The sequence below is a fragment of the Synechococcus sp. Cruz-7E5 genome, from assembly GCF_024345995.1.
Classification (GTDB): Bacteria; Cyanobacteriota; Cyanobacteriia; order PCC-6307; family Cyanobiaceae; genus Regnicoccus_A.
In genome coordinates, this window is sequence record NZ_JAGQCE010000003.1 from 192,109 (window position 1) to 206,479 (window position 14,371).

The following is a 14,371-nucleotide window of genomic DNA, read 5'->3' on the forward strand; positions in this document are numbered from 1 at the left end:
GTTCAAACCCATTGCAGGCGTTGGATGCTGGTCATCGAGGTCACCAATGCCCGAGAGGTGGTCCGTCAGCGCATCGGCCCCCTGGGCGGCCGCTTGATCGGCAAGGTCGTCGACGCCGAGGCCCAGGTGGAGAAGGCGCTGATCCAGGAACTGGAGAACGCCTTTCGTGATTTCGGCATCGAGGCGCGGATCTTCTCGGTGGATGGCCCCCAGATGCTCGGACGCAGCCACCTGGAGATCCCGGTTCAGGTGCGTGAGGAGCGCCGGGTGACCCTCAGGAACCCCGGCTGAGGCGCACGCGCACCTGCAGGACCAGATCACGGGCCTCGGGCACCCCTGCCCAGCTGGCAATCAGGCCATAGAGAGTCAGCCCCAGGCCGGTACTCAGCGCGCACTGAAGCAGCTGGCCCAGCAGTCCGCCTGGCCAGGCCACATAGCTGGAGAGCACCCAGGCGGCCAGCCCTCCCACTAGGGCGGCCAGCAGCAACAGCAGGCTATCCCGCCCCCAGGCCCGCAGGGGCAGGCTGCCAAGGCGCCGTTGCAGCGCCAGCAGCAATCCGGCGCAGGTGAGCACATTCACCGCCACCGTGGCCATCACCAGCCCGGCGGCACCGAAGTTGAACGCCGGGAGCTGGAGCCCCCAGGGGGTGGGCCCCCCGACGAACAACCAGCAGAAGATCACGTTGAAGCCGATCCCGGCCAGGGAGAAGCGGAATGGGGTGTTGCCATCACCCAGGGCATAGAAGACGCGCACGATCACATCACGGCCGAGGTAGGCGGGCATGCCGATCCCGTAGGCGATAAGCAGGCTCGTCACCAGCTGGGCCGCATCCACGTCGAAGGCCCCCCGCTTGTAGATCAGGGCCACGATCGGACCGGCCAGACCCACCATCAGGGCCCCCAGCGGCAGCATGCTGGCGTTCGAGAGCATCAGACCCTGGCGGATGCGGCCGACCAGGGCAGATCTGTCGGCTGGGGCAGTCAGCCGGGAGAACACCGGCAGCAGCGGCACGAGCAAGGCGTTCGAGATCAAGCCCAGCGGTGTCTGCACCAGCAGGTTGGCGTAACCCAGGCCGGCCGCCGCACCCACCATCCCTGAGGCGAAGAACAGACTGGTGAACACATTGATCTGCAGCATCCCTGAGGAGAGCGTGGCCGGACCCATCACCTGAAGGACCTCCCTGACGCCAGGGTGCTGCCAATCCCAGACGAGCTGAAACCGATTCAGCCCCTCCTTCGCCAGGGCGGGCAGCTGGATCAGCCACTGCAGCAGCGCCCCCAGGGTGGTGGTGAGTGCCAGCACCACGCCGCCGATCACCGCCGTGGCGGGGAGGGTGATCGCCGGGCCCAGCTGCCACCAGAGAATGCCGATGCCGCCGATCATCGCCACGCTCGACACCAGCGGGCTCACCGAGGGCAGCCAGAACACGTCGGCGGCATTGAGAGCCCCGAAGCCCAGGCCGATCAGGCCGGAAAACAGGGCCATCGGCGCCATCCAGCGCAGCTGCAGCACGGCGATGGCGTGGCGCTCGTCCCCCAGCCCCGGCCCCACCAGGGAGATCAGCGGATCGGCTCCGACCACCAGCAGCACGGTCACACCAAGCAGACCAACCCCCACCAGGGTGTTGATCGCTGCCAGCACATGGGCCCCCTCCTCGCGGGGGCGGCGGGCCAGCACGCTCACCATGGCGCTGTGGAACGGCCCGTTGATGCCCCCCAGCAGGATCAGCAGGAAACCGGGCAGTACGTAGGCGTAGTTGTAGGCGTCGTAAGCGGCTCCCACCCCGAAGGCGGCGGCGATCACCAGCTGTCGCAGCAGACCGGCCACCTTGCTCAGGGCCGTGGCCAGGGCCACGATCAGGGCGATGCGCCGCAGGGATTTCGCCATCCAGTCAGGCCGTTGGGCCCCATCCATCGGGGGATTCTCCACCCCGTCGCCCGCAGCGAGACCGGCCGGCCGAGCGGCAGCATGGGCGCCTGAGCCAGCCCCCCTGGCCAGCACCCGAGTTGATGCCGGATCCGAAGCCCTGCCCCAGCCTGATCCTGCCGATGCAGAACCTGGTGGAGGGGGTGCTGCTGCGCCGCTACAAACGCTTCCTGGCCGATGTGGAGCTGGCAGGCGGCCAGGTGGTGACCGCCCATTGCCCCAACACCGGACCCATGACCGGGGTGCTCCTTCCAGGAGAACGCGTGCGCCTGCGCCACGACCCCAGGCCCGAGCGCAAGCTGGCCTGGACCTGGGAGCAGGCCCTGGTGAGGGGCAGTGACGGCCAGGCCTGCTGGGTGGGGGTGAACACGGCCCTCCCCAACCGACTGGTGCGGGCCACGATCGAAGCGGGCTGCCTGGAGCGCTGGCTGGGACCGATCGAATCGATCCGCGCCGAGGTGCCCTACGGGCAGAACCGTCGCAGCCGGATCGATCTGCTGCTGAGCCCTCCCGCCGACGCCGCCGACCCGCGACCGATCTACCTGGAGGTCAAGAACACCACCTGGAGCCGGGGGGAGCTTGCTCTGTTCCCGGATACGGTCACCGAGAGGGGCCAGAAGCACCTTCGCGAGCTGATGGCCGTTGGACCCGAAGCCCGCGGCCTGCTCGTTCCCTGCCTGAGCCGCGCCGACGTGACGGCCTTCGCACCGGGGGATTCGGCGGATCCCCGCTACGGCGAGCTGTTCCGGGAGGCCCTGGCGGCAGGGGTTCAGGTACTGCCCCTGCGCTACCGCTTCAGCGCCGAGGGCGTGAGCTGGCTCGGCGTGGCCGAGTTGATCCCCAGCGAACCCCCGGCGCCTCCCAACGCAAACGGATCAGAGGTTTTGTAGCGAACGCCACCAGCGATTGATGCCGCACCGTGCACTTTTGCCATGTAGGAACGCCCTTGGGCGTGATCCATCCTCTCTCCGCAAAATCCTGTGCGACGTTCCGCTCCATGACAGTTGCTCCTCACGCCCCTGGGCGACGCCGGCCGCGGCGTCTTCAGGAGGCGAGTCTGCTCGAGGCTCCCGAACTGCTGCTGCGCAGCATCCGCGGGCTCTCCAATTCCCGCACGCTCACCTGGCTGGCCTGTGTGCCCCTGGCCCTCTTCGGCCTCGGGGTGTTCAACCTCTCCGCCCACGCTGCCGAGCTTCCTGAGCTCACTCCGGCTTTCCTGATCAACAATGTCTGGCTGCTGATCGCCGCCATTCTGGTGATCTTCATGAACGCCGGCTTCGCCATGGTCGAAGCCGGTCTCTGCCGCCAGAAGAACGCCACCAACATCCTCGCCAAGAACCTGATCGTGTTCGCCCTTGCGGCGAGCGCCTACTGGCTGATCGGCTTCTCGCTGATGTACGGCGAGCCGGTGATTCCCGGTTGGCTCTTCTACGGCAAGGGCGGCCCGCTGGGTCTGTTCTTCGACCCCACCGTGACCCCGCAGATGGTCACCGACGGCGCCCTGGTGCCCTCGGTCGATTTCCTCTTCCAGGTGGCCTTCGCTGGTACCTCCGCAACGATCGTTTCGGGTCTGGTGGCTGAGCGGATCAAGTTCGGCGAGTTCGTGGTCTTCTCGCTGGTGCTGGTGGCCTTCGTCTATCCGATAGCGGGCAGCTGGAAATGGAATGCAGCCGGCTGGCTCAACCAGCTCGGCTTCATCGATTTCGCCGGCTCCACCTTGGTTCACACCGTTGGCGCTTGCGCTGGTCTGGCCGGAGCGATGATCCTGGGCCCCAGAATCGGAAAATTCGAAGACGGTAAGACCCAGGCCATCCCCGGCCACAACCTGGCGATTGCCACTCTTGGCTGCCTGATCCTCTGGATCGGCTGGTACGGCTTCAACCCGGGTTCGGTCCTGGCGATGAACGAAACTGTTCCTTACATCGCTGTGACCACCACCCTCGGGGCCGCCGGAGGGGGCATTGCTGGAACAATCTTCTCCCAGCTGCATTCAGGCAAACCCGACCTCACCATGACGATCAACGGCATCCTGGCCGGTCTGGTCGGGATCACCGCTGGCTGCGACGGCTTCTCAATGCCCGCTGCCTGGGTGGTTGGGTTCATCGCCGGCACCCTGGTGGTGTTCTCTGTCAGTTTCGTCGACAGCCTCGGCATTGATGATCCGGTTGGTGCCTGGTCGGTACACGGCACCTGCGGCATCTGGGGCACACTCGCCGTAGGTCTGTTCAGCACCGACAAGGGCCTGCTCCTTGGCAAGGGTTTCGCCCAGCTCGGTCTTCAGATCCTTGGTTCCCTCAGCTACGCGATTTTCGCCCTCGTCACCTCCTGGATCATCTGGTCTGTCCTCGCGGGTCTCTCTGGGGGCATCCGCGTCACAGAGAGAGAAGAGATCGAAGGTCTCGATATCTCGGAGCACGGGATGGAGGCCTATCCCGACTTCGCATCCACGACGAACTGAGCCCCTGGCTCTTCCCGTTCCGACCGCATGGTCGTGACTGGCCCCGGTCCCCACCGGGGCTTTTTTCCGCCCGATCATGGTCCTCAGCCCATAGAGTCGGCCCCTGCATGCCTTGCGGCGACGCCATGGACACCCGCGCCTTCAAACGCTCGTTGCACCACTCCGAGCGCTACAACCGCCGCGGTTTCGGTCTGGGTGAGCAGGTGGCCGGGAGTCTCGAGCAGGCCTATCAGAGCGATCTGATCGCCGGTCTGCGGGACAACGGCTACGAGCTGCGCCATGGCCGTCTCACTGTGCGCCTGGCTGAGGCCTTCGGCTTCTGCTGGGGCGTGGAACGCGCCGTGGCCATGGCCTACGAAACCCGGCGGCACTACCCCAGCGAGCGGATCTGGATCACCAACGAAATCATCCACAATCCCTCGGTTAACGCCCATCTGCGCGACATGAACGTCTTGTTCATCCGCGTCGAGGAAGGGGTCAAGGACTTCTCGGAGGTGGGCGTCGGTGATGTGGTGATCCTGCCGGCCTTCGGTGCCACCGTGCAGGAAATGCAGCTCCTGAACGAGCGCGGCTGTCACATCGTCGACACCACCTGTCCCTGGGTCTCGAAGGTGTGGAACACCGTGGAGAAGCACAAGAAGCACGCCTTCAGCTCGATCATCCACGGCAAGGTGAAGCACGAGGAAACCCTCGCCACCAGCTCCTTCGCCGGCACCTATCTGGTGGTGCTTGATCTGGCCGAGGCCCAGATGGTCTGCGACTACATCCTGGGCAAGGGCGACCGCGAGGCCTTCATCACCCACTTCGCCAAGGCGTCCTCCCCGGGATTCGATCCCGATCTGGATCTGGTGCGTGTCGGTGTGGCCAATCAGACGACGATGCTCAAGAGTGAAACCGAGGAAATCGGGCGCATGTTCGAGCGCACCATGCTGCAGCGCTACGGCCCAGCTGAGCTCAACGACCACTTCCTGGCCTTCAACACCATCTGCGACGCCACCCAGGAGCGGCAGGACGCCATGTTCTCCCTGGTGGATGAACCGCTCGATCTGATGGTCGTCATCGGCGGGTACAACTCCTCGAACACCACTCACCTGCAGGAGATCGCCATCAGCCGCGGCATCCGCTCCTTCCACATCGACACACCCGAGCGGATCGGGCCGGGCAACCGCATCGAGCACATGCCCCTTGGGGGCGATCTTGAGGTGGTGGCGCCCTTCCTGCCGGAGGGCCCACTGCGCGTGGGCATCACCTCCGGCGCCTCGACTCCCGACCGGGTGGTGGAGGACGTGATCCGCCACCTCATGGAGCTTTGCGACAACTGAGGGCGAATGCCGGGAGCGGCTGAGCGGAGCCCTCCCAACCCTCAGCTCCGTGGCTGTCACAACCGCGCCGGCGGCCCATGCAAGCTGCAGTTACATTGATTCACTGTCTCCCGCCATCACGGGGTACTTGCTTGGGCCTCGAGGAGATCGAACAGTTTTGAGCACCGCTCTGTCCCGCGACGCCTCGACAACCGTGGCCTTTGCCCAGGATCCGGAGTCTGCCCAGTGCCCGCCAGCGGAAGCCCTGCCCCTGCGCCACAGCGACGATCTTCGGGTTCGCCGGTACAGCAGCCGCTTCGCTGATGTCATGGAGATGCGGGCTCCGTCCCACTCCGTGGCCACCTATCTCGACCACCACGATGGCTGGTTCCGACGTTGCGCGGCTCCGATGACGGTGCAACCGCTCGGGACCAACGGCTATGCCCTGACCCTGGGGCGCTTCGGCAATTTCGGCTTCGAGGTGGAACCCACCATCGGCCTGGAGCTCCTGCCCCAGAGCGAAGGCATCTATCGCATCGTCACAGCAGCAGCCTTGAGCACCCCTGACGCCAGCCTGCAGGAGATCTATGACGTCGAATTCAACGCCGCCCTGCAGCTGGAGCAGGGCTCAGAGGGCGAGCCTGATTCAGGGACTGAGGCCGGCATCCTCACCCAGGTGCGCTGGGAACTCGACCTGTGCGTGTGGATCCGGCTGCCAGCGGTGATCGGCCTGCTTCCCGACAAGCTGGTCCAATCCAGCGGCGATCACCTGCTGCGTCAGATCGTGCGTCAGATCTCGCGCAAGCTCACCTGGAAGGTCCAGGAAGACTTTCACGCCACCCACGAGCTGGAATGCCCGCCCCGACGCCGGGCCCCCTTCTGACAGCCTTCTGATCAAGGCCTCAGCGATCGGTCCAGATCTTGTTGACGATCTGCATGCCAGTGACCGCCTGCCAGAGGAAGAGGGTCATCAGGGTCATGTTCAGGCCGACATGGGCCTTGCGGGCAATCAGGTTGCCTTTGAGCATCAATGGCGAGAGGGAGGCCGCCACGGCGATCAGGCTGACCATGGCGATGCCCACCAGCAGGTGTGGACCCACGAACAGCTTGCCGTTGTTGATGTAGGTGACGGCCATGCCGCCGAAGCTGCCGAGCACCATCACCGCCAGCACGATCGAGCCGATCTGGAAGTGGCGTTGACCGAACTTGCCCTTGATCAGCTCCTTGCGCTGCTCCGCATCGGCTGTGCGGGTCTTCTTGGCCTTGATGCCCAGGATCAGGGCATAGCCGGAGAGGGCCAGCAACACCCACATCAGCAGCGGGTGCAAAAAATTCAGATTGAAAGCGAGAGCGTCAGGCATGGTCACGGGGTGAAGCCGTTGGCAGCGAAACTACTGCTTCCCATTCTCCCCGTGCCGTTCGGCGCCCACGGCTGACCCGTTCAGTGCAGGAAGTGCCGGCGGCCGGTGCAGATCATCGCCAGATCGAGCTGGTCACAAGCCTGGATCGACTCCCCGTCGCGCATGCTGCCGCCCGGCTGGATCACCGCGGTGATCCCATGCTCCGCCGCCAGCCGCACGGTGTCAGCGAAGGGAAAGAAACCATCACTGGCGAGCACCGCCCCCTGGCTGGAAACTCCAGCCGACTCCAGGGCGAGCCTGGCTGAGCCGACCCGGTTCATCTGGCCGGCACCGATCCCCAGGCTGACCCCGCCCCTGGCCACCACGATCGCGTTGGAGCGCACATGGCGCACCAGGCGCCAGGCGAAACGCAGGTCGTCGAGCTCGGCGGGGCTGGGCGGCCGCTTACTGACGACCTGCCAATCGGCTTCGCTGACGGGCCGGTCATCGAGGTCCTGGGACAGGAGGCCGCCGAGCACGGTGCGCAGCTGGCGCCGCGGCGCCAGCGCCACTGCCTCCGCGGGCAGCTCCAGCAGACGCAGGTTGGCCTTGGCCCCCAACAGCGCGAGGGCCTCCTCGCTGTAACCGGGCGCCACAACACATTCCAGGAACAGGCTGGTGAGCCGCTCGGCACTTGCCCCATCGACCCCAGTGTTGAGGGCAACGATGCCTCCGAAGGCCGAGACCGAATCCGCCTCCAGGGCCCGCTGCAGCGCCTCGGAGGCGCTTCTGCCCACGGCCGCACCGCAGGGGTTGGTGTGTTTCACCACAACAGCCGCGGGTTTGACGTCGGCGCCGTACCCGAACTCCCTCACGGTGGCCAGGGCGGCATCGAGGTCGAGCAGGTTGTTGAAGCTGAGCTCCTTGCCCTGCAGCTGCCGGGCCCCGCCCCAGCCCGCCCCGGGCTCGCTGTACCAGCCGGCCTGCTGGTGGGGATTCTCGCCATAGCGCAGGGGCTGGCGCAAGGGCAACTCCAGCCGCAGAGGGAGCTCCTGCTCTGCGGCCGCAGGCTCCAGTTTCTCCGCCAGCCAGCTGCTGATGGCGCTGTCGTAACTGGCGGTGTGACGGAAGGCCTCAAGGGCGAGCTGGCGGCGCAGGGAGGCATCGACACGACCGCCGGCCAGGGCCGCGAGGAAGTCGCCGTACTGGCCGGGGGCAGTGAGCACCGCCACGTCAGCATGGTTCTTGGCGGCGGCACGCACCATGGCCGGGCCACCGATATCGATCGTTTCCACCGCCGTCTCCCAGGAGACGGCCGGGTCGGCCACCACTTCGCGGAAGGGATAGAGGTTCACCACCACCACATCGATTGGGGTGATCGCCTGGGACTCCAGATCAGCTCTGTGGGCTGGATCCTCCCGGCGGGCCAGGATGCCGCCGTGAATGCGCGGATGCAGGGTCTTGACCCGGCCGCCGAGAATTTCCGGCGATCCGGTGTGATCGGCCACGCGGGTCACCGGCAGGCCGGCGGCGGCCAGGGCGGCCGCGGTGCCGCCACTTGAGAGCAGGCTGTAGCCATGGCGGTGGTGCAGGGCCGTGGCGAGTTCCACCAAGCCCTGCTTGTCCGACACACTCAGCAGCGCGGTGGGGGCCATGGACGGTCGTGATGGCGTGCTGGCCACAACTTACGCAGCAGCAGCACCCCAACAGCACCAACCGCGCAGCACCATGGCCCCAGCTCCGGCTCAGGCTCCGGCCCTGACGCCTGCACCCCCACCCGAGCGCGCCATTACCCAATTGCCATGACGGATGACCTTCTGATCCGCGGACCCGCCGCCGCCGAGCAACGGCTGGTGCTGCTGCATGGCTGGGGCGCCGATGCCGACGACCTGCTGGATCTGGGGGAGGAACTCGCCAGCCGCGACACAGGGGTGATCAGCCTGCGCGCCCCCGAACCCCACCCCTACGGAGTCGGGCGCCAGTGGTATGACCTGCAACAGCCGGAGTGGCCGGGCCTGGCGGAGGCCAGGCTGCTGCTGCGCCAGCGGCTGGAGGCCCTGGCGGACACCCTGCCCCTGGAGCGGACCATTGTTCTCGGCTTCTCCCAGGGTGCTGCCATGGCCCTGGATGTGGCCGGCGATCTGCCGGTGGCCGGGGTGATCAGCTGCAGCGGCTATCCCCACCCCGGCTGGAGCCCGCAATCCCCCTTACCGCCGATCCTGCTCACCCACGGCCGGGCGGACCCGGTGGTGCCCTATGGCGCCAGCGAAGAGCTGCAGCGGCTCTGGCAGAGCGCCGGGGGGGAGAGTGAGTTACTGGGCTTCCCAGGGGGACACAGCATTGACCCGGCCCTGTTCCCCGCGCTGCGCTCCTTCCTGCAGAGGCACTGGCCCCAGCCACGCCCATAAACAAACCCCTGGGATCCATGGATCCACAGGGGTTGATCGGGCGGTGCCCCAGGGGCAGACCTCAGACGAAGGCGTATTCGTACTCTTCCATCTCTTCCCAGTCGTCGGAGCCAGTGGACTCAAGGCCGGCGAAGAGGTTGTCCTCACCGACCTGATCGACGATCAGGCGCAGGGAGGGGAACAGAAAGTGGTTCTCCTCGGCGTACTGGGCGCTGAACAGGCCCTTCTCACCCCAGAAGAAACGATCGGTGGTGTGCTCGTTGCGGCGGACGTTGAGCAGTGCGGGCGCTTCAAGGCCGGTTTCGGCGATGTAGCGGCGGGCAGCGGTGACCGGCTTGTGCTCTCCGGTCTCAAGGTTGTGGGTGGGCACGTGGGCGAGCACGCGCTGACCGGCGAGACGACGGCGACTGATCCGCTTGCGCTTCTTGGACATGAAACAACTCCCTAGGGGGAGATGGAGAGGGATGGAGAGGATGGGGCGGTCTCGCAGGACGAGACAAACCTGCTGAGCGCTCCCTGGGGAAGCGCAGGCACGTCCAGACATCTGGCTACCGGGAGCGGAATTCCTGGGGCGGCTGCTGGCAGCTGCTCAGGGAATCGCCAGACAGGAAGCAACTCGGAGGCATCCCAGGGAATGCCTCCGAACAGCGGAGGGACGGGTCTCTCTCTGCTGTAGCCTCGTTTGCAGAAAAGTGCAACCGATGCGTTCGCCCCTGCACCTGGAGGTCCGCTCGCGGACCGCGAAGTAGTGGTCGATAGGTAAATCTTAAGGCAAAATCCCAGATTTCAACCACGGTTCCCGGAACTTTTTTTTGCAGGCTTTCCCGGCCAGGCCACGATGCAGGTGTCGCCGCATTTCCTGACCTTGCTGCGCTTGCAGCTAGAGCAGTTCTCCGACCGCAGCGACATCCGCTCTCTGGTTGTCTATCTGGCCATTCCCCGCGCTGACGGCAAGCCGGCCCTGATGCCGGCAGGCCACTGGCCTCCACAACGCATGGTCCTTCCCCCCGTAGAGGAAGACGAGACTCTGCTGCTGCCCAGTGAGCAGCGCCGCTGGCTGCCCCTGCGCCACCAGAGCACGCTGCTGGGCGCCCTGCGGGTGGAACTGGCTGGGAGTGCCTGGCCGGCCAACCTCCATCCACGGCTGCAGGCGGCGGCCCAGGTCCTCACCGAGGCCCTGCTGCTGGATCTGGAGCACCAACGGCTGAGCGAGCAGCTGGAGAGGCAGCAGCAGCAGTTGCGCCTGCTGGTGCACCAGATGCGCAACCCCCTGGCCGCCCTGCGCACCTTTGCCCAGCTGCTCAAACGACGCCTCGAGGGCGATCCCGAGAACCGCGCACTGGTGGAGAACCTGCTGGTGGAAGGGCAGCAGCTGCACCGTTACATCGAAGCGATCGACGGGCTCACGGATCCAGCGGCACTCCAGTCCGGCCCCCAGAGTTCAGGCCCCCTGCTGCTGCCGCCGTCCCTCCAGGCCGGCAACGCCGCACCCCTGCAGGAGCGGATCGAGCCCCTGCTGCAGCGCGCAGCCGCCACCGCAGCCCTGCAGGGGCGCCCCTGGCAGGGCCCCAGCTCTTTGCCGGACTGGCGCGGCGACAGCGCCGCCGTGGCCGAAATTCTGGCCAACCTGCTGGAGAACGCCTTCCGCTACAGCCCCGAAGGCAGCAGCGTGGGACTGCACACCGCCATGGCATCTGGCGGAAGCCCCAGGCTCACCGTCTGGGATGGCGGCGGGGCGATCTCTCCGGACGAGCGGGAGGCGATCTTCGGACGAGGGATCCGGGGGGAGCGGGGCCAGGCCCTCCCTGGTACGGGCCTGGGGTTGGCCCTGGCCAGGGATCTGGCCCGCAGCCTGGGTGGTGAACTGAGTCTGCTCTGCCCTCCCAAACTCGCTGCCAGCGATCTGCCCGACGCCGGCAACGCCTTCCTGCTGGAGCTGCCGCCCAGCGCCTAGCCCGCCCCAGCCACGAGGGCAGCCAGGGCCAGCAGCAGCAGGGTCAGGCTCTCCACCCATTCCACGCAGGCGCCATAGCTGTCACCGCTGTGCCCCCCCAGGCGGCGGCCCAGCCCCAGCGGCACCAGCCAAGCCGGCAGCAGGCCCAGCAAGCCCTGCCAGGGCCAACCCATCGACGCCCCCGCCAGGGTGAGCGGCACCAGCAACACCAGCGCTGGTCTGAGCTCCCGGCCGAGGCCGAGCCAGTGCAGCTGATGAAACGCGGCGGTGCCGGCGGGCCGCAGGTAGGGGAAGAGGTGCATGGCAAGCAACGGGGCGATACGGCCCCACACCCCGGCCCAGACCAGGCCGAGAGCCACCAGGGGACCGAGGTTCAGCTCCGCCAGGGTGAGCAGCGCGGCCGCCCGCAGCAACAGCACCTGAACCAGGGCCAGCACCCCACTGGCCCCGACCCGGCTGTCGTCCATCGCCTCCAGGGCCCGCTCGCCGGCCGCCAGGCCATCGGCCGTGTCCATCACCCCATCGGCGTGGATTCCGCCCGTCAGCCAGAGGCCAAGGGCCAAGACCAGGGCTAGGCGGGCCCCTCCCGGGAGCCAGGGTTCCGCCAGGCACCAGAGCAAGCCCTGCAGCAGGCCCTGCAGCAGGCCGATCCAGGGGGCGAAGCGGGCAATCCGCTCAAAGCGGGGCTGCAACCGTGGCCAGGCGGGCAGCACCGTGTAGAAGATCCAGGCCCCGGCCAGATCGCGCAGCCAGGGAGGCGCCGTAAGGGGCCTCATCGCCCACACCAGGGCGAACGAACTAAGTTCAACGCCGAACCGTTCCAGCCGCCGTGACCCGCTCCGCCGCAGCGGCCGACCTCTTCCGGTTCGAGATCACGGCCCAGTGCCCTTGTACCCAGGCCCGCTGCGGCGTCTTTCACACGCCCCATGGCCGCGTTGAAACGCCCCGCTTCATGCCGGTGGGCACCCTGGGCACCGTGAAGGGGGTGACCCCGGCCCAGCTGGCGGCCACCGGCGCCCAGATGGTGCTCGCCAACACCTATCACCTGCACCTCCAGCCCGGTGAGGGGATCGTGGCCGAAGCCGGCGGGCTGCACCGCTTCATGGGCTGGGATGGGCCCCTGCTCACCGATTCGGGTGGATTCCAGGTGTTCAGCCTCGGCAGGATAAATCTGATAAGTGACGAGGGAGTGGTGTTCCGCTCGCCCCGCGACGGCGCCCGCATCAACCTCACACCGGAGCGTTCGATGCAGATCCAGATGGCGCTCGGGGCTGATGTGGCCATGGCCTTCGATCAGTGTCCGCCCTATCCCGCCAGCGAAAACGACGTGGGCGAGGCCTGCCGCCGCACCCACGCCTGGCTGGAGCGTTGCATGGCCACCCATGACCGCAGCGACCAGGCGCTGTTCGGCATTGTTCAGGGGGGCACGTTCCCCCATCTGCGCGAGCAGGCGGCACGGACTGTGAGTGCCATGGACCTGCCCGGTATCGCGATCGGCGGCGTGAGCGTGGGGGAGCCGGTGGAGGCCATGCACCGGATCGTGCGCCAGGTTGCGCCGCTGCTGCCCAGGGATCGTCCCCGCTACCTGATGGGTGTGGGCAGCCTGCGGGAGATGGCGATCGCCGTGGCCCAGGGCATCGACCTGTTCGACTGCGTGCTGCCCACCCGCCTGGGCCGCCACGGCACCGCCCTGGTGGGGGGCGAACGCTGGAACCTGCGCAACGCCCGTTTCCGCCACGACCACACCCCGCTCGATTCCAGCTGCGCCTGCCCGGCCTGCACCTGTCACAGCCGGGCTTATCTGCATCACCTGTTCCGCAGCAACGAACTGCTCGGCCGGATCCTGCTCAGCCTGCACAACCTCACCCAGCTGATTCGCTTCAGCACAGCCATGGCGACGGCCATCCGCGAGGGCTGCTTTGCAGAGGATTTCACTCCCTGGGAGCCCGGCTCCGGAGCAGCTCACACGTGGTAGCGTCCAGCCCATATCACGTTTTCGCCGTTCAGGGATGGTCTTCTCCGCGCTGATCTCCGCCACCACCCTGGCCGAACTTCCTGAGGCCTACCAGGCCTTCGGCCCACTGGTCGACATCCTGCCGATCATCCCCCTTTTCTTCCTGCTGCTGGCTTTCGTCTGGCAGGCCTCCGTCGGCTTCCGCTGAGCCGTCGCGCCAGGCAGGCACATCACACCACAGCTCGGGGCAGCGCCTCAGCCGCCCCGCAGCACAGCCCAGGCAAAAGCAGGCAGCGCCAGCATCCTTCGCCAACGGCTCGGTTCCTGAATCAACCGGTACAACCATTCGATCTGCAGGGCTCCCATCCAGGCGGGGGCCCTTTTTTTGGTCCCGGCCCAGACATCGAAACTGCCGCCCACCCCCATCCAGAGGCCGTTCTGGCCCTGATGCAGCCGCTGGATCCAGGTTTCCTGGCGAGGGACCCCCAGCGCCACCAGCACCAGATCCAGCTGGCTGGCTTGCAACGTGGCTTCCAGCCCCGGCCAGGCCGCATCAGCTTGGTAGCCGTGTATCGCAGCGACCAGATCGAGCGCCGGCAGTCGCTGCAGCAGGCGCTCCCGCAGGCGCTCCATCACGGTGGGTGATGCCCCCACCAGGGCCACCCGCCATCCCCGCTCGGCAGCCTCCACCAGCAGCCGATCAGCCAGCTCGATGCCCGGGCTGCGTCTCACCCGGTACCCCTGCCGCCCCAGGGCCCAGACCACCCCCGCCCCATCGGGGATGACCAGTTCGGCGGCTCGAATCACATCCCCGAGGGCCGGATCCTCGAGCGCTGCCATCGTCATCTCGGCGTTGAGGGTGACGATCTGACCGCCGCCGCGGCCGTGGAGCACCAGCGCGGCATCCGCCACATCGGCGCAGACATCGACCGGCAGTCCCAGCACCTTCGAGCGCAGGCCCCCGGGAACCTGAGTTTCCGTCACCATCACGGCCAGGTCCCTTCGGACCACAGGGGAGAATCTAGGGAG

Annotated in this window: 15 protein-coding genes; 9 read left to right on the forward strand and 6 right to left on the reverse strand. The window is 67.0% G+C overall.

All coding sequences use genetic code 11. The annotated features are described in order from the left end of the window. Positions 1-24 precede the first annotated feature (24 nt). The gene (locus KBY77_RS05940; protein ID WP_255094505.1) at positions 25-291 is read left to right on the forward strand and encodes a cytochrome-c oxidase; all 267 of its coding nucleotides are present in this window, start codon (positions 25-27) and stop codon (positions 289-291) included. Here KBY77_RS05940 and murJ read toward each other — a convergent pair. After that, positions 275-1,888 (reverse strand): murein biosynthesis integral membrane protein MurJ, encoded by a 1,614-nt coding sequence (gene murJ, locus KBY77_RS05945; RefSeq protein WP_255102638.1) that lies wholly within the window; start codon positions 1,886-1,888, stop codon positions 275-277. The two genes, KBY77_RS05940 and murJ, sit on opposite strands and share 17 nt — an antisense overlap. Before the next feature lie 122 nt (positions 1,889-2,010). Between murJ and sfsA the strand changes: the two genes are divergently transcribed. The 4 genes from sfsA (at position 2,011) to KBY77_RS05965 (ending at position 6,569) form a co-directional block, all read left to right on the forward strand. Beyond that, on the forward strand, positions 2,011-2,817 hold the full coding sequence (gene sfsA / locus KBY77_RS05950; protein WP_255102639.1) for a DNA/RNA nuclease SfsA: 807 nt from the start codon (positions 2,011-2,013) through the stop codon (positions 2,815-2,817). A 107-nt stretch (positions 2,818-2,924) separates the two neighbouring features. Beyond that, on the forward strand, positions 2,925-4,385 hold the full coding sequence (locus KBY77_RS05955) for an ammonium transporter (RefSeq protein ID WP_255102640.1): 1,461 nt from the start codon (positions 2,925-2,927) through the stop codon (positions 4,383-4,385). A 125-nt stretch (positions 4,386-4,510) separates the two neighbouring features. After that, positions 4,511-5,707 (forward strand): 4-hydroxy-3-methylbut-2-enyl diphosphate reductase, encoded by a 1,197-nt coding sequence (locus KBY77_RS05960; RefSeq protein ID WP_255102641.1) that lies wholly within the window; start codon positions 4,511-4,513, stop codon positions 5,705-5,707. Positions 5,708-5,900: 193 nt separating this feature from the next. After that, positions 5,901-6,569, forward strand: coding sequence for a DUF1997 domain-containing protein (locus KBY77_RS05965; protein WP_255102713.1), 669 nt, complete (start codon positions 5,901-5,903; stop codon positions 6,567-6,569). Positions 6,570-6,588: 19 nt separating this feature from the next. Here the strand turns inward: KBY77_RS05965 and KBY77_RS05970 are convergent, their stop codons facing one another. Then, positions 6,589-7,047, reverse strand: coding sequence for a DUF4079 domain-containing protein (locus KBY77_RS05970; protein ID WP_255102642.1), 459 nt, complete (start codon positions 7,045-7,047; stop codon positions 6,589-6,591). A gap of 80 nt (positions 7,048-7,127) precedes the next feature. Further along, positions 7,128-8,681 (reverse strand): bifunctional phosphoribosylaminoimidazolecarboxamide formyltransferase/IMP cyclohydrolase, encoded by a 1,554-nt coding sequence (purH, locus tag KBY77_RS05975; RefSeq protein WP_255102643.1) that lies wholly within the window; start codon positions 8,679-8,681, stop codon positions 7,128-7,130. Between the two features lie 147 nt (positions 8,682-8,828). Between purH and KBY77_RS05980 the strand changes: the two genes are divergently transcribed. Beyond that, positions 8,829-9,434: an alpha/beta hydrolase gene (locus KBY77_RS05980; RefSeq protein WP_255102644.1), complete on the forward strand. Its 606-nt coding sequence runs from the start codon at positions 8,829-8,831 to the stop codon at positions 9,432-9,434. Between the two features lie 61 nt (positions 9,435-9,495). Here KBY77_RS05980 and KBY77_RS05985 read toward each other — a convergent pair whose 3' ends face one another. Then, positions 9,496-9,867 (reverse strand): DUF3155 domain-containing protein, encoded by a 372-nt coding sequence (locus KBY77_RS05985; RefSeq protein WP_094555351.1) that lies wholly within the window; start codon positions 9,865-9,867, stop codon positions 9,496-9,498. A gap of 432 nt (positions 9,868-10,299) precedes the next feature. Here KBY77_RS05985 and KBY77_RS05990 point away from each other — a divergent pair, with 432 nt between their 5' ends. Next, positions 10,300-11,388 (forward strand): HAMP domain-containing sensor histidine kinase, encoded by a 1,089-nt coding sequence (locus KBY77_RS05990; protein ID WP_315856461.1) that lies wholly within the window; start codon positions 10,300-10,302, stop codon positions 11,386-11,388. Here KBY77_RS05990 and KBY77_RS05995 read toward each other — a convergent pair. Beyond that, a complete protein-coding gene (locus tag KBY77_RS05995) occupies positions 11,385-12,164 on the reverse strand; it encodes an adenosylcobinamide-GDP ribazoletransferase (RefSeq protein WP_255102645.1) in 780 nt (259 codons plus the stop codon). The two genes, KBY77_RS05990 and KBY77_RS05995, sit on opposite strands and share 4 nt — an antisense overlap. A gap of 53 nt (positions 12,165-12,217) precedes the next feature. Between KBY77_RS05995 and tgt the strand changes: the two genes are divergently transcribed. Together tgt and KBY77_RS06005 are read left to right on the forward strand one after the other, a co-directional pair. Beyond that, positions 12,218-13,363, forward strand: coding sequence for a tRNA guanosine(34) transglycosylase Tgt (tgt, locus tag KBY77_RS06000; protein WP_255102646.1), 1,146 nt, complete (start codon positions 12,218-12,220; stop codon positions 13,361-13,363). Positions 13,364-13,397: 34 nt separating this feature from the next. After that, positions 13,398-13,550: a photosystem II reaction center protein K gene (locus KBY77_RS06005; RefSeq protein WP_094555354.1), complete on the forward strand. Its 153-nt coding sequence runs from the start codon at positions 13,398-13,400 to the stop codon at positions 13,548-13,550. A gap of 47 nt (positions 13,551-13,597) precedes the next feature. Here KBY77_RS06005 and KBY77_RS06010 read toward each other — a convergent pair whose 3' ends face one another. After that, a complete protein-coding gene (locus tag KBY77_RS06010) occupies positions 13,598-14,329 on the reverse strand; it encodes a WecB/TagA/CpsF family glycosyltransferase (RefSeq protein WP_255102647.1) in 732 nt (243 codons plus the stop codon). Positions 14,330-14,371 lie beyond the last annotated feature (42 nt).

Excerpts from the sequence above, each read along its gene's own strand:
- purH (WP_255102643.1), bottom strand. The coding sequence starts at position 8,681 with ATGGCCCCCACCGCGCTGCTGAGTGTGTCGGACAAGCAGGGCTTGGTG.
- murJ (WP_255102638.1), bottom strand. The coding sequence starts at position 1,888 with ATGGCGAAATCCCTGCGGCGCATCGCCCTGATCGTGGCCCTGGCCACG.
- KBY77_RS05985 (WP_094555351.1), bottom strand. The coding sequence starts at position 9,867 with ATGTCCAAGAAGCGCAAGCGGATCAGTCGCCGTCGTCTCGCCGGTCAG.
- KBY77_RS06005 (WP_094555354.1), top strand. The coding sequence starts at position 13,398 with ATGGTCTTCTCCGCGCTGATCTCCGCCACCACCCTGGCCGAACTTCCT.
- KBY77_RS05980 (WP_255102644.1), top strand. The coding sequence starts at position 8,829 with ATGACGGATGACCTTCTGATCCGCGGACCCGCCGCCGCCGAGCAACGG.
- sfsA (WP_255102639.1), top strand. The coding sequence starts at position 2,011 with ATGCCGGATCCGAAGCCCTGCCCCAGCCTGATCCTGCCGATGCAGAAC.
- KBY77_RS05970 (WP_255102642.1), bottom strand. The coding sequence starts at position 7,047 with ATGCCTGACGCTCTCGCTTTCAATCTGAATTTTTTGCACCCGCTGCTG.
- KBY77_RS05960 (WP_255102641.1), top strand. The coding sequence starts at position 4,511 with ATGGACACCCGCGCCTTCAAACGCTCGTTGCACCACTCCGAGCGCTAC.
- KBY77_RS06010 (WP_255102647.1), bottom strand. The coding sequence starts at position 14,329 with ATGGTGACGGAAACTCAGGTTCCCGGGGGCCTGCGCTCGAAGGTGCTG.
- KBY77_RS05940 (WP_255094505.1), top strand. The coding sequence starts at position 25 with ATGCTGGTCATCGAGGTCACCAATGCCCGAGAGGTGGTCCGTCAGCGC.
- KBY77_RS05995 (WP_255102645.1), bottom strand. The coding sequence starts at position 12,164 with ATGAGGCCCCTTACGGCGCCTCCCTGGCTGCGCGATCTGGCCGGGGCC.
- KBY77_RS05955 (WP_255102640.1), top strand. The coding sequence starts at position 2,925 with ATGACAGTTGCTCCTCACGCCCCTGGGCGACGCCGGCCGCGGCGTCTT.